The organism is Hyphomonas atlantica corrig., from assembly GCF_000682715.1.
Classification (GTDB): Bacteria; Pseudomonadota; Alphaproteobacteria; order Caulobacterales; family Hyphomonadaceae; genus Hyphomonas; species Hyphomonas atlantica.
The window spans coordinates 24,815-41,140 of the sequence record NZ_AWFH01000010.1 but is presented as its reverse complement, the minus strand read 5'-3'; the positions used below and the strand labels follow the sequence as shown (position 1 = coordinate 41,140).

General features: G+C 56.1%; 8 protein-coding genes. 5 read left to right on the top strand and 3 right to left on the bottom strand.

Annotated elements, in window-relative coordinates; translation table 11 throughout:
- Positions 1-6: 6 nt before the first annotated feature.
- The 3 genes from HY36_RS06990 to HY36_RS06980 form a co-directional block, all read right to left on the bottom strand.
- Complete coding sequence (locus HY36_RS06990; RefSeq protein WP_035550422.1) at positions 7-2,037, bottom strand: hypothetical protein; 2,031 nt, start codon at positions 2,035-2,037, stop codon at positions 7-9.
- Positions 2,038-2,066: 29 nt separating this feature from the next.
- Positions 2,067-5,156, bottom strand: a complete 3,090-nt coding sequence (locus HY36_RS06985) for a glycosyl hydrolase (RefSeq protein ID WP_035550420.1) — start codon at positions 5,154-5,156, stop codon at positions 2,067-2,069.
- A gap of 74 nt (positions 5,157-5,230) precedes the next feature.
- Positions 5,231-7,087 carry a long-chain-acyl-CoA synthetase gene (locus HY36_RS06980; protein ID WP_162175959.1) on the bottom strand — a complete coding sequence of 619 codons (1,857 nt, stop codon included), beginning with the start codon at positions 7,085-7,087 and terminating at the stop codon, positions 5,231-5,233.
- A gap of 172 nt (positions 7,088-7,259) precedes the next feature.
- On the opposite strand from HY36_RS06980, the gene HY36_RS06975 reads away from it, so the two are divergent.
- The 5 genes from HY36_RS06975 to HY36_RS06955 all read left to right on the top strand — a co-directional run bounded on the left by HY36_RS06975 (position 7,260) and on the right by HY36_RS06955 (position 16,307).
- Positions 7,260-8,648 (top strand): MFS transporter, encoded by a 1,389-nt coding sequence (locus tag HY36_RS06975; protein WP_035550417.1) that lies wholly within the window; start codon positions 7,260-7,262, stop codon positions 8,646-8,648.
- An 18-nt stretch (positions 8,649-8,666) separates the two neighbouring features.
- A complete protein-coding gene (locus HY36_RS06970; protein WP_051602586.1) occupies positions 8,667-10,772 on the top strand; it encodes a beta-glucosidase family protein in 2,106 nt (701 codons plus the stop codon).
- Positions 10,773-10,818: 46 nt separating this feature from the next.
- Positions 10,819-11,475 carry a TetR/AcrR family transcriptional regulator gene (locus tag HY36_RS06965; protein ID WP_035550414.1) on the top strand — a complete coding sequence of 219 codons (657 nt, stop codon included), beginning with the start codon at positions 10,819-10,821 and terminating at the stop codon, positions 11,473-11,475.
- Positions 11,476-11,590: 115 nt separating this feature from the next.
- On the top strand, positions 11,591-13,408 hold the full coding sequence (locus tag HY36_RS06960) for a carboxylesterase/lipase family protein (RefSeq protein WP_051602585.1): 1,818 nt from the start codon (positions 11,591-11,593) through the stop codon (positions 13,406-13,408).
- Between the two features lie 238 nt (positions 13,409-13,646).
- Complete coding sequence (locus HY36_RS06955) at positions 13,647-16,307, top strand: TonB-dependent receptor plug domain-containing protein (RefSeq protein ID WP_035550413.1); 2,661 nt, start codon at positions 13,647-13,649, stop codon at positions 16,305-16,307.
- Positions 16,308-16,326 lie beyond the last annotated feature (19 nt).

The following is a 16,326-nucleotide window of genomic DNA, read 5'->3' as shown; positions in this document are numbered from 1 at the left end:
AGCCGGTCACCAGTCAATCTCCGGCTCACCGACCCAGATGGGGGAACTCCATGCGCGCACAGGCCTGTCCTGAAGCGTGGGAATGGTCACGCGTATAGGCGCCGCCTGTTCTACGCGGGCATAATAGATCGCGTGCCCGACGGCTGGCGCCGTCCACTCTGCTTCGAAGTCCAGCCCCAGATCTCCGCTGCGATGAAACACCGGCTCCCACTCCGCATCTTCGCCGAACACGTAGCGGTAGACTTCAATCTCCGAGATGCCGGCCGTTCCATGAACTTCCAGCCGGAAATCAAGCTCCGTCACATCTTCTGAGAGAACACTGCCCATCGGCTGACCATTGGCAGAAAAGTCGAGCAGGATGCGCTCACCCGTCGTGCCATACATGGCCCCATCCCGCATGGACTGCAGGAGTGCGTCACGGGTTAGTTCAGGGGCCATGATAGCCGTTAGTCCGTTGGCGCGTTTGCCCGGCTGTCCGTTGTGATCGTCTGACGCCGCCAGCGTGAACAGCTTCATCCCCGCCGCCCAGGCGTCTCGCACATAATGCGCCCCGCGTTTCGACAGGGAGAAGCCAGGCGTACTTCCCGCATTCTCATAGGATAGCGGGTCGGATGGGTCGTACATCTCGCTCTGGCCGTGGGCGCTGAATATCTCGATGTGACGCATCTGTCGCGGGAAACGGTGTGAGCCGTCAAAGTTCGCGCCGCCCCAGCCGATGCCTGTGTGATGCGTCGCGACAATCATCTGCTCTCGATCAATATCCTCTTCGAGCGCAGTCAATTTGTCTTCGTTCATCCCCCTGCCCGCGCCATACCGTTGGCTTTCAATGGCAGGTCCGGAGCAGGTCGGGAAATAGCCATCCAGATGATAGCCGATACCGCCTTCGAACCCGAGGATCGTTACGAACTCACCGGGCGAGTTGTATGACTCACACCAATCCTGGGTCTTCTGCCAGTATCCCGCTTCCAATCCAAACACATGATTGGTTAGCGCCGCATAGTCGAGCGCGGAGACATCTCGCGCATATGTATAATGATCAGGATCTGCAACCGAACTCAGCGCGTCCGCGCTCCAGGCATTGTGGGAGTGCAAATCTCCCCACCACGGCCCGTTCGGCGTGTCCGTAATCCGAACGGGATTGGACAAGGTGCCACTGACATCGAACCGATAGATGCCGGGCCCGTCCAGCGTGACGACGCGTTCAACGCGTCCCGTATACAGGATCATCTCATCAAGGACCTCTCCGTCCAGCGATAGATTCACGCTGTCTTCGCTGGCGGACAGATTGTCATACTTGTCGCGTGAAATGATCTCTACCTTGAACGGCTCACCCGGCCGTACAGATGACGGCACGATAACTTGCCGGGACGCTGTCGATCCTGCCTCTACGACAAAAGTCGGGTCCTGTGCCATGCGAACCTTGTTCACATCCACGCGCACCGGAAATGCCCCACTGGCGACCCAGGGTGTGGTAGTGGAGTAGGTCATGACGACTTCGCCGCCGGGCGGAATATCCGCGCCCTTCAGCACAGCCGTGACCCGCTGGCCGTGACGCTCTGCCGCCGCCTTTCCCACATCGTCAAACTGCAGCCTGCGGATGCGAAGACTGAATTTCGCCTTCGGTGCATCGGGCGACGTAACGGTGACCGTGTCCCAGAGCATGATCTCCCGCGTGTCAGCCCGTCCCGTAAAAATGTAGCCGATCGCGACGCCGATCACGTCTACAATGGAAGCTGGCTTCTGCAAGGTTTTGGTAAGCGAGTAACTGAGGTCATAGGTCAGCGCAGCGTTGGGCAGCTGCGTACTGATATTCGAACCGCGCTTGAGACCATCCGGAAAGGCAATTCTGACGCGTATAGGCGCAGATACGTGGGCCGGCATGACAGCTGGTTCCACAAGGGCAGTAATGTTCGGATTGATCTCTTCCGCTTTCTTCTCGAAAGTTTCCATCCGGCTGATCCTCTGCCACAGGAAGCCCACAATAAAGAGAACGGCCACGCCAATCAGAATGTACTTCGCAATACGACGTTTTTTCATAAAACTCCCTCCCCCGAGCTTATTTGAAATCAGGGATTTAGAACAGATTGAGTGACAAGGCGAACATCACCGATCAATCCGATCTTTGGATGCTTCTTCTCGCCAAGCCCTGCCATGAATTCCATTTTCGGTTCTTCACCGGACTCTGCTCGCGCAACCAGTTCGTGGAACCGTGGCGGCGTTACGGTCAGCGTGATCTGGTTCTCGCCTGCGTGAAGCGCGGAGGAGATATCGATCTCATATGGTGGCAGCACAAGCCGCCCCAAGTCGCTTCCATTCACCGAAACCGCCACGCTACCTTCGACGCGCTCCATCACCAGATAGATCGGACCCGGGATCTCGGACACAGAAGTGGTGGCTGAATAGACGAGCCCGGTCCCTTCGTCACGAAATCCTTCAAGGCTTGCCGCATCAACGAGTGGAGACTTCAACTCGGCCTCAAAGGTGCCAGCCTTCAGCGACCACTCTGTCACTGAAATGCCTTCGCCAATGGGCAACGACTCGTAGACGACAGCGCCGGGCAGTTCGCCGGGCGTCTCGATCAGGAAGAGAGACGCCAGAGCCGGAAAGGCTAGCTCGACCTGCCCTTGGCTGGCTTCCTCAAATTTGAATGCCTGACCCGATTTCGGATCAAATGCATAGAGACTGCTACCCTCATCCAGCATCACGTCCACAGTCACGCGGGTCGCCGTCGCACTCTGGTTTGAGAGGAAGTGAATTGCGCTATCATCCGACTGAACACGGGTAACCCGGCGTACAGTACTGGCCCCGGCAAAGACGAAGTTTCCTTTCGCCCAGGCTTGCAACGCGCCCGCATCCGACAATGTACGGTTGGCTTCCAGCACGCGCATTATGTCGGCGATTTGGGCATCTCTCACCTGATGATCCAAATAACCTGGCTGACGGGTTGGTGTGCGCCCCATGATAGCGACGCGATCCGATATGGCCGAAAGCGCCTGGGCCGATTCCAGCTCGATCCACGGCGTATCAAACAACAGGATTTTCTGGTCCGTATTGAGCGTATCGAGACGATGCGTGAGTGCGTCATCATTTATCCAGGTCCATGTAATGCCACGCTCATCCAGTTCTTTCACGATCGGCATGAGGCGTTCGAGCCAAAGCGTGCTTTCCAGTTTCTCGATCTCAGGCAGCTTGACGAAGGGAATGCTGCCACCTGCCTCTTTATCAGCGCGGTCGACTTCGTCGGGCATAGCGCCCATGAAGAGGAACAGATCCTTTGCTTGCTCGCTGATGGACAGCTCACTCGGGAATCCGAGGAATGGATAATAGATCAGGACGTCAGCATCTGGCTTACCTGCCTGTAGAAGGTTCTGTGAACGGACCAGATAGGTGTTGATCTCTTCCAACGTATTCCAGATTGAGGATTCTGGCCCATAGTTTCCGGAATAATTGAACTCTCCGCCACTTCCGTGGAAGGGGTGCCAGCCCATTTCACCGAATGCCTCTGCATATTCTGGCCGATCGGAATCATAGGGCACGCCATGATAGAGAATCTGATTTACGCCAGACAGGAACAGCTTGTCTGCGGCCGCCTTGATCCGTGCCGGCGAAACAGCATAGCCCATTTCCGACCACACGAAGGATTCGCTTGCGATAACTGGTCGGTCATAGAGCAGTCCCGCAGCTCCCGCGAGCTTCAACGAGAATTCCGAACCGCCGCCATACAATTGCTCCATCTCCGGAATGTGATTGCGACCAAGTGCCTGAATCGCATCCAAATCCATTCCGTAGCTTTGGCCCTTGGACAGCAAGCCCCGGGCCTCTGCCCAATCCGCGCTCCCCCCAACGAAGCGATCCACAAGGAGATCAGAAATTGTCTTCTGATAATCGAAGCGAATGCGCTCGTCGTTTTCTGTTAGTTTGAAGCTTGGTGCCGCGTAGACCCGAGCCACGTCTCGCACATAGAAATTGTCGCGCACATCGACGAAGACAGCAGGAATAAGGGGCGCAAGATCATATCCCCGACGGCTCTCGAACTCCTCCAGAATATCAGGCGTGCCCAGGCGGTCTGCCATAAATTCGATACTGTCATTGAAGAAACCGGTGAACCCGTCGCCATAATGCGCGCTCAAACCTGTGCGCTCCCCAAACGCGTAGGCGTAGTGCCCGCTCAGGATTTCTGTATCCAGATGGTCCACAACGAAGCCGGAAGAATCCCCGGCCACAAGAACCGGTGCAGACCCGGAGGGCTGGCTCCACGCCGAAACAATGACCCATTCGCCTTCAGGCGCATCCCAGGACAGCCGACCATCCACAACGCGGTCTGTCAGGACAATAGCTGACGCACCGTCCAGCTCTACAGTGTCGGTTGCAACCATCGGACTTCCGTCTCGCTTTCCGCCAATCTTTTTGGCCGCGACGACGCTTACCAGCTGGCCCAGCTCGGGCACAAAATTGTTCAGGTCTGCCCCGGGCGACGCATGGCTGAACGCCATCTCGCCATAGGCCATCAGATGGTCCCCAAAGCCCGCTTTCGGTGCTGGCAGATCAAAACTGACCTCTCGACCACCGGAAACCGTCTTCTCGGAGAAACGCAATTCCCGAAGTCCTTCATCAACCGGCACCTGTGGACCACCTGCCGGCCAACCGCTCAGATGGTTCAGGTACAAATCGAAGTTCAGGTCTGATGCACACGCCATGACCTCGGAGAGTTCGGCGTTGAATTCATCTGATCCGAACGATCGAATACTTGCCTGGATTTCGTCTGAATCAATATCGAGTCCCGCTGCGAACGCCTGAATCTCGACGCCGCCAAACCCTTTGGCATCAAAGGCTGTTAGCTGCGCGCATGCCGTCTCGGCCGAAACATCTCCACCGGGCCACCACCACCGGGTCCACGGCCGGCGCTCCTCCGGCGGATGGGTCAGGGCTCCCGGTTGGGTCAGGTCCAGTTCATAGCTGAGATTGATCGCGCTTTTTGGTGCGCCGACCTGCTCCCGATACTCCAGCAAACTGCTCACCTCGGGATTATTATCCGGAAGCGTCATATGGGATTTGATCTTGCCATTCAGCCAGAACCAGCCAATCGCCACCGCGAGCAGTGCAAGCACGACAAGCGCCCCGATGCCGATTCCCAGCCACTTCAATATCCGGCCCATGTTTCTTCCCTCGTGTTTTGTCGGCTGGCAGTTGCTCCGGCCAGCTATGATTGTTCAGCAGGTATGCCACGCCGTCAAAGGCGCAGCGCACCCTCGGCCAGCGCATCCCGGTCCGAGATGGTGTACGGCCTGTAGCTCTTTTCCCGTTCGTCCAGAATGAAAACGCCATCCACGTTCGCAAGCCGGTCAATGCCCTGCTTGACCAAATCCACTTTGGACAGCTTCAACGTCCCCGTTGTGTCGTGGCCGTCGACGATACGCAGAAAGACGGGCCGTGCATATGACGGCAAATGCTTTGCAATCTCTTCGTATACAGATGCCACTGAGAACGTCTCATCGACCGACACAGCCGCCATTCCCGCTTTGCCGTCAAACCCTGGGACGGGCACGCCGAACACATTGGCAATGGTCACCCCCGGAACATGGGACATCACTTCCGCGACCTCTGTGGTCGATACATTTTCCGACTTCCAGCGGAAAGTATCGCCAACCCGGTCCACAAAATAGAAACGTCCCATCCTGTCCCGGCGCATCAGGTCACCCGAACGGAACCAGGCATCATTTGCTTCAAATACATTGCGCAGGATCTTCTTCTCAGTCGCGGATTTGTCGCTATACCCCTCAAAACTGTTGCGGGTTTCCGTCTGCTTGATTGCACCAATGGCCTCGCCGGGCTCGTCTATATCTGCCTCCATGCAGAGGCCATCAGGCGTTCGAAGGATCTCACCTGTAACTGGGTCGGTCTTCACGACCCTTATCAACATCTGCTTACGGATGATGGGAGGCACACAGCCCACCGACCCAATCGTTCCATCCAGATTGATGAGAGAGATATTACCTTCTGTTGATCCGTAGAATTCGAACAATTGCTTGATGCCCGTTCGGTTTACAAATTGCCGCCAAACATCAGGCCGCATGCCATTCCCGAGGCCACGGGTCATCTTGTGCGTCCGCTCCGCATCGCTGGGTGGCTGGTTCATCAGGAACCGCCCAAGCTCTCCAACATAGATGAACATGGTCGCGCCATACTCGCGGGCTTCGTTCCAGAAGGCGCTGGCCGAGAATTTGCGACGCAAGAGGATTGCGGCCCCCGTGGTCAACGCAATGCCCACACCGCAGACGCCGGTTGTCCCGTGATAGAGCGGGAGCGTCTCGTAGATCACATCATCAGGCCCGACCTGGCACGGGGTCGCGAAACTGCGCATCATGATCAGGCATCGCGCATGGGTCATCTTCGCCGCCTTGGGCAGGCCAGTGGTGCCGGACGTGTAGATTAGAAGCGCGACATCCTTGCCCCGCAAGGCATCCCTTTGAGATCGGTCAGGGCGATCCGAGGAAAGAGTTTCGAGCCAGTTGGAGAACGTGCTGCCCGGATCAAGAATTTCGACAGGCACAGTGCTGTCTACCAGATCGGCGCGAATGTCCCGCACACGGGCGTCCAGCTCCTGACAGGTAATGATTGCCTTGGCTTCAGCCACATTAAGACAATGCGTCAGGCCGGTGCCAGACAGATGCGAATTGATCAGCGCCGTTATCACACCAATCTTCGACAGGCCGAACCACACCGCGACATAGTCCGGTCGGTTGTCCATGAACAGGGCGACCGTGTCTCCGGGCTTCAGCCCTATATTCTGCCCCCAGGCCGCTATCCTGTTCGCCCGCGCCTCAAGATCGGCATAGGTGGAGCGCGCGCCTTCAAAGATAAAAGCGGTGTTGTCCGCGAAGCGATCAACCGTGCCTTCAAGAACGTCCGGGATCAGCACCGACCCAAGCGGCGTGAAAGCTTTGGTGTCCTGATCGATCTGTCGGAGCTTTGCCGTATAGACAATCTGCTTCCACAAGCGGGAAAGTGCGCCGCCATCACGACGATCAGATTGGTCCGCAGGCTTGGCACCCCGCTTCGCAAGCGACAAATCCAAAGCTTCCTCCACTTTTTCTCCACTTGTAATCTTTTTATCTGATCGCTAAGCTCGCGCAACAGATCACAAATGGCAATTGTAATTTTCTCCAATTGAAATTATTTCTGTTTGAACCGGTCGGCAACAGGCTTGGCAAAAATATTTACGGGAGGATGTCGGCCGCTTGCGCCGACATTGGCACTTTATGAACTCTATTGCGTCTCAGGGCCTATCGGTCTCGCCTGCCACCCAAATCGGCTTCGGACGCAGAGCCGGGTTTGGCCTCGGCGATTTCGGCATCAATATTTTCTGGAACATGACGAATCTTTTCGCCATGTTCTTCTATACTGATGTCGCGGGCCTGCCGAACTTCATGGCCGGGCTCGTGATCTTCGGAGCGATGCTCTGGGATGCGGTGACAGACCCACTCGTCGGTCTGCTCGCGGACCGCACCCGCACAAGGCTTGGCCGCTTCCGCCCCTACCTTTTCCTTGGCGCAATTCCGCTCGGCTTGTCCTTCATGTTCATGTTCAGGACCGGCAATCTCGAACTGGGTGCGTTGGCGCTTTACGCCTTTGCCACGCAGATCATTTTCCGAACTTTCTACACAGTTGTCAGTGTTCCTTATGGATCCTTGTCGGCTCGCATGACGAAGGACCCGAACGAGCGAAGCGCGCTGGCAGTCTACAGAATGGTATTCGCCACCACCGCCGGCATCCTGATCGCTGCATTCACACGAGACGGCGCTGCGGTGCTCGGCGGCGGGGACCTCAAGCTTGGTTTTGAACGCCTGGCAATGGTGTACGCCGCGCTCGGCGCCGCCGCCGTCCTGGCATGTGCCGTCTTCACGCGCGAGCCTGATATTGACCAGAACGAGCCATCCGCAGCCCTGCGAGACCAAGCCCGCATGATGCGACAGAACTCTGCGTTCTGGATCGTCTTCGCCACGACAGTGATCGGGGGTATCGGCTCCACCATCGCTGGCAAGGCGATGTTGTATTACCTGAAATACAATCTGAATGCCGAACACCTGTTCGGCGTGGTGATGTTCAGCATCACTTTGATGGTAATGTTCTGCGTACCGATCTGGGGCTTTCTTTCCCGGCGGATAGGCAAACGGGCCGTCTGGGCGTGTGGCGCCTCCATTTCAGCCATCACGACGGCGCTACTTTTCTTTAATCCTGTGGAGACGGCTCTTGTCGTTACGCTGATCCTAATCTTCGGGGCGATCGGATCATCGGCAAGTTATGTCAGTGTCTGGTCCACGCTTCCTGACACGGTTGAATATGGCGAATGGAAAACCGGCGTTCGGTCTGAATCGCTTGTTTTCGGCGCAATCGCATTTGCACAGAAACTGTCGCTTGGCGTTGCCACCCTGTTCAGCGGCTTCCTGCTCGATGCTTTCGGATATGTCGCCAATCAGGAGCAGACGCCACAGGCGCTGATGGGCCTGAAACTCATGATTTCTGTCATCCCTTTCATGGCGGCGATCACCTGTCTCGTCCTGATCCTCAACTACAAGCTCGACCAGGCGCGACACCGAGAGATCGTCCGTGACATCGAGCTGCGCGAAAGCCATTCCGACTCTCAGTAAAAGGACCCCGCACGCCCTATGGTCAATGCACACAAAGACTTCAACACGGCCCCTCTGGACCCGGCTCTTGAGCAGGAAGTCAAATCCATCGTCGATGACTTGTCTCTGACCGAGAAGGTGAAGATGCTGTCAGGACACGGCTTCTTCGAGAAGTTCTTTGGCGAGGAAAATCGACAGTTCGGTCAACGCGCCTATCCTGCGGGCAGCGGCAACGAACGTCACGATATTCCGTCGCTATACTTCTGCGATGGGCCGAGAGGCGCGCGACACAAGCGGAATACCACCTGCTTTCCAGTCACCATGGCGCGCGGAGCGACCTGGGATCGCGACATTGAACGCCGCGTGGGTGAAGCCATCGCGATTGAAGCGCGCGCGCTTGGCGCCTCAATATCCGGTGCCGTCTGCATCAACTTGCTGCGCCATCCGGCTTGGGGCCGCGCACAGGAAACCTATGGCGAAGACCCCGTGCACCTCGGTGAAATGGGCGCAGCGCTCACAGAGGGACTTCAGACTCACAACATCATCGCCACCGCAAAACACTTTGCAGTCAACAGCATCGAAAACTCGCGTTTCAAGGTTGATGTGCGCGTCACCGACCGCGCATTGCATGAAGTCTACCTGCCGCATTTCAAACGTGTGCTGATGTCAGGCTGCGCGTCCGTCATGAGCGCCTATAACAAGATCAATGGCGACTATTGCGCCCACAGCGTTCCGTTGCTGCGGAATATTCTGAAAGAGCAATGGGGCTTCAGAGGGTTCGTCCACTCTGACTGGGTGAAAGGATGTTACGGCGCCGACGCAGTTACGGCTGGTCTGGATGTCGAGATGCCCGAAGGAATTTTCTATGGCAGCAACCTCGAAGGCGCTGTCGAACGTGGGGAAGTGGATGAGGCACATGTCGACGAAGCGGTGACGCGCATTCTGCGCACCCAGTTCACATTCGCGCGGGCCGACGATCCCAGAACCTATTCCGAAGAAGACCTTGCCTGCGAAGCCCATATCCAGTTGTCGCGGGAAGTCGCCGGGAAAAGTTTCGTCCTCCTGAAAAATGACGGTCTGCTCCCGCTTGATCGCGACAAGCCGCAAACAATCGCTGTGATCGGCAAACTTGCCGCCGAAGTGAATCTCGGTGATCGAGGTTCATCCAGCGTGAACCCGCCCTATGCGGTTACGATCCTTGATGGCCTGAAATCTGCCGCCGGACCAGACACGCAGATTGTATTTGACGACGGATCTGACCCTGCACGCATGATCGAATGCGCAAAGGCTGCTGACGTGGTGATCGCCATTGTTGGCTATACCTGGGAGGATGAAGGAGAGTTTATCCCCGGAAATGAAGCCCTGGAAGGTCTGGACCCGGACAAACAAATGCCATCGCGCGGCGGTGATCGATCGTTCCTCAATCTGCTGAAATCCGACGAAGACATGATCGCTGAACTGTCGGATGCGAATGACCGTCTGCTGGTTGGCGTAATGTCCGGCAGCGCGGTCATCATGGAATCCTGGCGCAACAAACCTGCGGCAATCATGATGACATGGTACCCCGGCATGGAAGGCGGCAACGCCTTTGCCTCGGCCATTTTTGGCGACATCAATCCGGAAGGACGCCTGCCATTCACAATTCCGACCGATGCGGACCATTTGCCATTCTTCGATGCCGAAGCAGACGACATCAAATACGGTCTCTACCACGGTTACACGCTGCTGGAAAAATCGGGGCAGCGTGCGGCCTTCCCGTTCGGCTTCGGCCTTGGCTACACTGAATTCACATATGGCGACATCAGAGCGACAAAGGGCGACAAACTGCCAACATTCGAGATCGATGTTACAAACACGGGCGACAAACCCGGCACCGAAACCGTGCAATTCTACATCGGCTTTGGCGAGAGCCTGATCGACCGCCCCGTCAAACTGCTTCGAGGTTTTGAAAAACTATTCCTTCGCCCGGGCGAAACAAAAACAGTCGCCTTTTCCGTGACCCATCAGGACCTGGCCTATTACGACGAGACCTCACGGTCCTGGCAAGTCGAACCTGTTGGTCATACGGCACATATCGGCGCGAATTGCGAAGACGCACTCACCCGCACCGTTCGCTTTGAAACAGAGCCGGCAGACGACTCATGAAGATTGCCATATGGTCCCCAGCCCAAAGCCAGTGTAAGGAATTTGCATGACAAATTCGAAAACGGCCACGAAAACACCCCAGCAACCCGTGCAAGCACGAGCCATCGAGACGCGCGCCCGAATCATTGAAGTCGCGATGAAAACCTTCGCCGAACGCGGATATGACGGGGCCAACACGCGCGACATTGCGGACGAGGCTGGCGCGACGCATGGCGCGATCCGCTATCATTTTGGCACGAAAGAAGAGCTCTGGAAGAAAACCATCGAGACGATGTTCCACCAGCTACGCATGCACGTCTATGGTGAGGACGGCACGGAGCTTTTGAACATAAAAGATCCCGTCAAAAGCATGCGGGAGTTCCTGTCGCGCTACATCCGCTATTCGGCAAACAACCCTGACCATGCACGCATCATGATTTCAGAATCCGTGCGCGGCGGCCCGCGGCTCGAGTGGATGGCAGAAAACTTCATCAAGCCTGCCCACAAGATCCTGATGAAGGAAACGCAGAAACAGATCAAATCAGGACTGCTGCCCGATCTGCCACCGGTTTCGATGTTCTACATTATCGTTTCAATGTGTCAGATGCCCTTTGTCCTCTCCAAGGAAATCAAGCTTCTCCACAAACTCGACCTGCAAAAGAACCCAGCAATTGAGCAGCACATCGATGCTGTCATGGCTGTGCTGGTGCGCAACGGAAGCTAGTTTCAAGAATTGGAAGCGCAGATAAGCGTACTGTTTTTCGATAAAAACATTTCCATTGAAATGTTTTGAGTGTATCCTCCCCGCAGATCAGAAACAGACAATCTCTGGGGAGAATATGAAACGCATTCGAACATTATCTATCGCCCTCATTGCGGGCCTGGCCCTTGGGGCTTGTGGCGACAAGACCAATTCCGAGGCCCCTGCTTTGACCTACGAACTGGACGAAGCGACGCGCGTCACATTGGCTGACGGCGAAGTTATAGGCACGCGCGGTCGGGATGATGCCTTTGCATGGTACGGAATTCCTTTTGCGGCTCCGCCGGTCGGAGACCTCAGGTGGCGTGCGCCTCGCCCGGTCGAGGCATGGGACACGCCACTCGAAGCCACCTTTCCCTTCAACCGCTGCGCTCAGCTGACCAGCAGTTTTGAGCCCGATCGCGAAGAAGGCGAGCTCGCGGGAAAAGAAGACTGCTTGTATCTGAACGTTTGGGCCCCATCGAATTCGGACAGTGAGCCCAAGCCGGTCATGGTCTGGATCCACGGCGGCGCCAATGTCTGGGGCTATGCCGGACAATACGAAATGGGTCGCTTGGCTCAATCACAAGATGTTGTCGTTGTGGGCATCAATTACCGCCTCGCCATGATGGGGTGGTTCGGGCATCCTTCGATCGTGTCGACGGCCGAAACAGATCTCGACCGTTCCATGAATTTTGGCACGCTGGACCAGATTGCCGCCCTCGAATGGATACAGAAGAACATCGGCGCGTTTGGTGGAGATCCGAACAACGTAACCGTATTCGGCCAATCGGCCGGCGCGTTTAACGTCGCCGCATTGATTTCTTCGCCACTTACCGAAGACCTGTTCCATAAGGCGATCGTCCAGAGCGGCGGGTTTCGCAGTACGTCCTATCAGGATGCTGTTGATGGCCCCGCCAACGAAGCGCGTCGGCGGGGCGCTGCGTCACAAGAATTTGTCGCTCACTTGGTCGATATGGGCAGTCTCCCCCCCCAGGACTCCATGAGTCCTGAGGAGTTGGCCACGCGCCTTCGGGCAATGTCGCCCGCTGAGATCTTTGACGCCTACAAGAAGCTCCCCATCGCGGTAGACGCAGCTGGGTTGATCAATCCGGTCGATATTTCCCACGACGGCGTTGCCTTGCCAGAAGAAGGCATTCGCAATGCCCTCATCAACGGCTCCGAAATGCGGGATGTGCCCCTGATGGTCGGCACCACGAAGGATGAATTCAAAGGCATAGCGTTCGTCGACAAGGAAATGGTCGGCAATTTCTTCAACATCGCATTCTGGCCAAAAAACAAGAAAGCCTACACCGCATACGGATACTATCCGAATGCCCTCTGGTCTTATCATGGGGTCGAAGAAGTGGCTGATTACTGGACACGTCATCGGTCATCGCCTGTCTACACGTACCGGTTTGATTGGGACGAGCAAGGCAAAGCGTTCACAACGGATGTGAGCTTCCTGGTTGGTGCTTCTCATTCACTCGAGATCCCATTCGTTATTGGCGGTTTTGATGACAAGGTCGGAGACCCGATGGGCGTGTTTTTCAACAAGAAAAACAGGGCTGGCCGCGAATCGCTATCCGGAAAAATGATGGAGTACTGGGCCAATTTCGCCTATGAAGGCGCCCCCGGCAAAGGTCGCTCCGGCACATTACCAGAATGGTCCGCCTGGAAACGAGGTGATGACACGGACCGACTGATGATCCTTGACACAGAGGAGGATGGCGGCGTCCGAATGATCCACGATATTCCATCAGCCGAGGAATTGTTCGAAGCCTTCCAGGATGACAAGCGCTTTCGCAAGCAGAGTGTGCGATGCAAAACCGCTGATATGGCACTGGAAATCATGAACATCGTTGGCGGTGAAATGGAGCCTTGGGAAGCCTACCAGGCTGATCATTGCAACTCCTGACCACGAAACCAGGCTGGAGCGGAATCGCGCTCCAGCCTGGGGCCACCCTCCACATCTCTGCCACACCTGCCACGCATTACTTAAAAACTCGCCCAAGCCAAAAAGATTGCACTTGACATGTTTTTAGGTTTCGGAGCATCGTCCCCTCACGAAATCAGCTGCTGAACGCAACGTCGGACAGCGGATTAGAAAAGATGGGCCAACGGCCCCGCACACGTTGTGCGAAGGGAGGAAAATTATGGGAAACATCCAGCGCAAGCTGTTACTTTCGTCTGTCGCTCTGGCGAGCACGGGATTCGTCGCGCCTATCGCAATGGCACAGGACGCCACCGATATGCCACCTGCGGTCACTGATGAGGACTCTCGAGAACTCGATACCGTCACGGTTACGGTTTCTACTGGCACATTGCTTCGCGGCGTCAGCCCAGTTGGTGCAAACGTGCTCAGCATAGATCAGGAAGCCATTGCCGAGATCGCACCGGCATCTTCCATCGACCTGCTGGCCCGCGTTCCGCAGGTGACGAACACCTTCAATACGCTGCCAACCGCACTAGGCAATGTCGGCGTACCATTCCCGCGACCCAACATCCGAAATCTTGGAAACGCCGGGTCAGACACTACACTGACGCTTCTCAATGGCCACCGGCTGGTCGGCTCAGGCGCGCTACAATCTGCGCCAGATGTCACAACGATTGCACCAGAAGTTCTGGGCCGCCTGGAAGTTGTCGCGAATGGTGGGTCGGCCACCTATGGTTCTGACGCTGTCGGCGGCGTGATCAACTTCATCACACGAAACGAGATTGACGGTATTGAAGCCAGCTACCGGCACGGTTTCGGCGACAAGTACAAATCCTCTGACGCCTCTCTCTCACTCGGTAAGGTATGGGAGTCAGGTGATGCGTACATCACGCTCAACCATACGAATAATGATGAAGTATACGGTCGAGATCGCGACTATGTTCAGCAGGACCATACGTCTCGCGGTGGCGATGACTTCCGTGTTTTGAATTGTTCGCCCGGACATATTACGCTTGGCGACATCAATTTCTTTCTGCCAAACCGCCTGCCGGGCGAGAACCGTTGCGCTGAGACTGACTTCACGACCCTGTATCCCGAACAGGAAAACACACGTGCTTTCGCCAACCTCACCCAGTCATTTGGTGAGTCTCTCGTATTCGACGTTACGGCTTATTACTCAGACCGCGAAGTCACCAACCAAGGTGGAGGACTGCTTCTGGGAACAGGCCTCAGCGGCAGCGGCCTGATTACCGCAGCCAACCCGTTTTTCCAGACCATTGTAGGAGAGCCCGCCCACCAGGTTAGCTTCAGTTATGACGAAGTCTTTGGGACTAATACGGAAGAATTCACGACAAACCTGAGTGCATGGGGGATTACGCCCAAACTTTCCTGGAAGATCAATAATTCCTGGAATCTAACCTCGTCACTGAATTACGGTAAGAGCGACAATGAGATCCTCGAACCCAAGATCAACCCGGCGCTTCAAGCCGCAGCGCTGGCTTCCTCAAACCCACTAACTGCGCTGAACCCCTATGATCTCAGCCAAACAAATCCGGCAGTTCTCGCAGCTTTGCGTGACTACACAACGGGCGGCGTTTCAGAACAGGAATTGTTCCAGATCCGGTCCGTATTGGACGGCGATGCGTTCGAATTGCCGGCCGGAACCGTCAAGCTGGCAGTGGGCGCGGAATATACCGAGGAATCTCTGGACGCCGCAATCCTGGAAGGAACACGCAGTGATCCAACGCGCTATGAAGCAAACCCTTCTCGCGAGATCACCTCCTTCTTCGGAGAAGTTCTGGTTCCGATCCTGTCTGAAGACTCCGGCACCGGTAGCCTTGAGGTGTCCTTGGCAGCCCGTCACGACTCCTACAGTGATGCGGGTGACACGACAAATCCGCAAGTCGGTTTCAACTACAAGCCAATTGAGGATCTGACCATTCGCGGATCCGTCGGCACATCGTTCAATGCGCCTTCGCTAAACGACTCTGTCGGCGGGGCAGATCTGCGCTATCAAATCATTCCGGTTAGCCCGGTACGCGCCCCGGACTCGCTGCCGACCGACCTGTTCCGTCCCACGGTCGTGGTCGCTGGGTCAAATCCTGACATAAAGCCTCAGGAAGCTGACACGATGACCATCGGTTTCGACTGGGCCCCTTCAAGCGGCGCATTTGAGGGATGGCGCACAAGCCTGACCTACTACAAGGTGGACTTCAAGAACCAGATCGCTGTGCCGCCTATTCTTGAGCCAGCATTCTTCCTGACGCCGGCCTATGATAGCTTGTACGATATCAATCCGACACTTGAGCAGGTGCTGGCACGTGCAGGCGACCTTCGGGTCGAAGGGCTGCCGAACATCGCCACCGTATTCGCAACATCTTCTCCATACGTCGTTCTGGACGCGCGCCGAATCAATCTCGGTTCAGTCGAAACTGATGGCCTTGATTTCGAAGTCAGCTACTTGCACCCGACCGACATGGGCGCCTTCTATTCCAGCCTCGGCGGAACCTATGCGCTCAATCGCGATGTTACTCCCTTCGAAGGCGCGTCCGCCTCTGATGGACTGGAATTTGGCGTCAGTCGGCTGAAAGCCGTTGCCACGTTCGGCTGGCATGCTGATCGCTTTGATACAACCGTCCGCATCAATCATAACTCCGGATACGACGCAAACCCGACAGCTAGCGTCGATGGCTTCACGACTGTCAACTACTATGCTGGCTACGATTTGCCGACGCCGGACTATGTCGACGAACTCAAACTGACGCTGAATGTCGACAATCTCATCGACGAAGATCCACCATTCTTCGCGGATGGAGATGGCTTCGCGAACGGGTCCACCCTCGGTCGCGTTATCTATCTCGGCCTGAAAGCAAAGTTCTAATCGGTCCCAAATGGAGAAA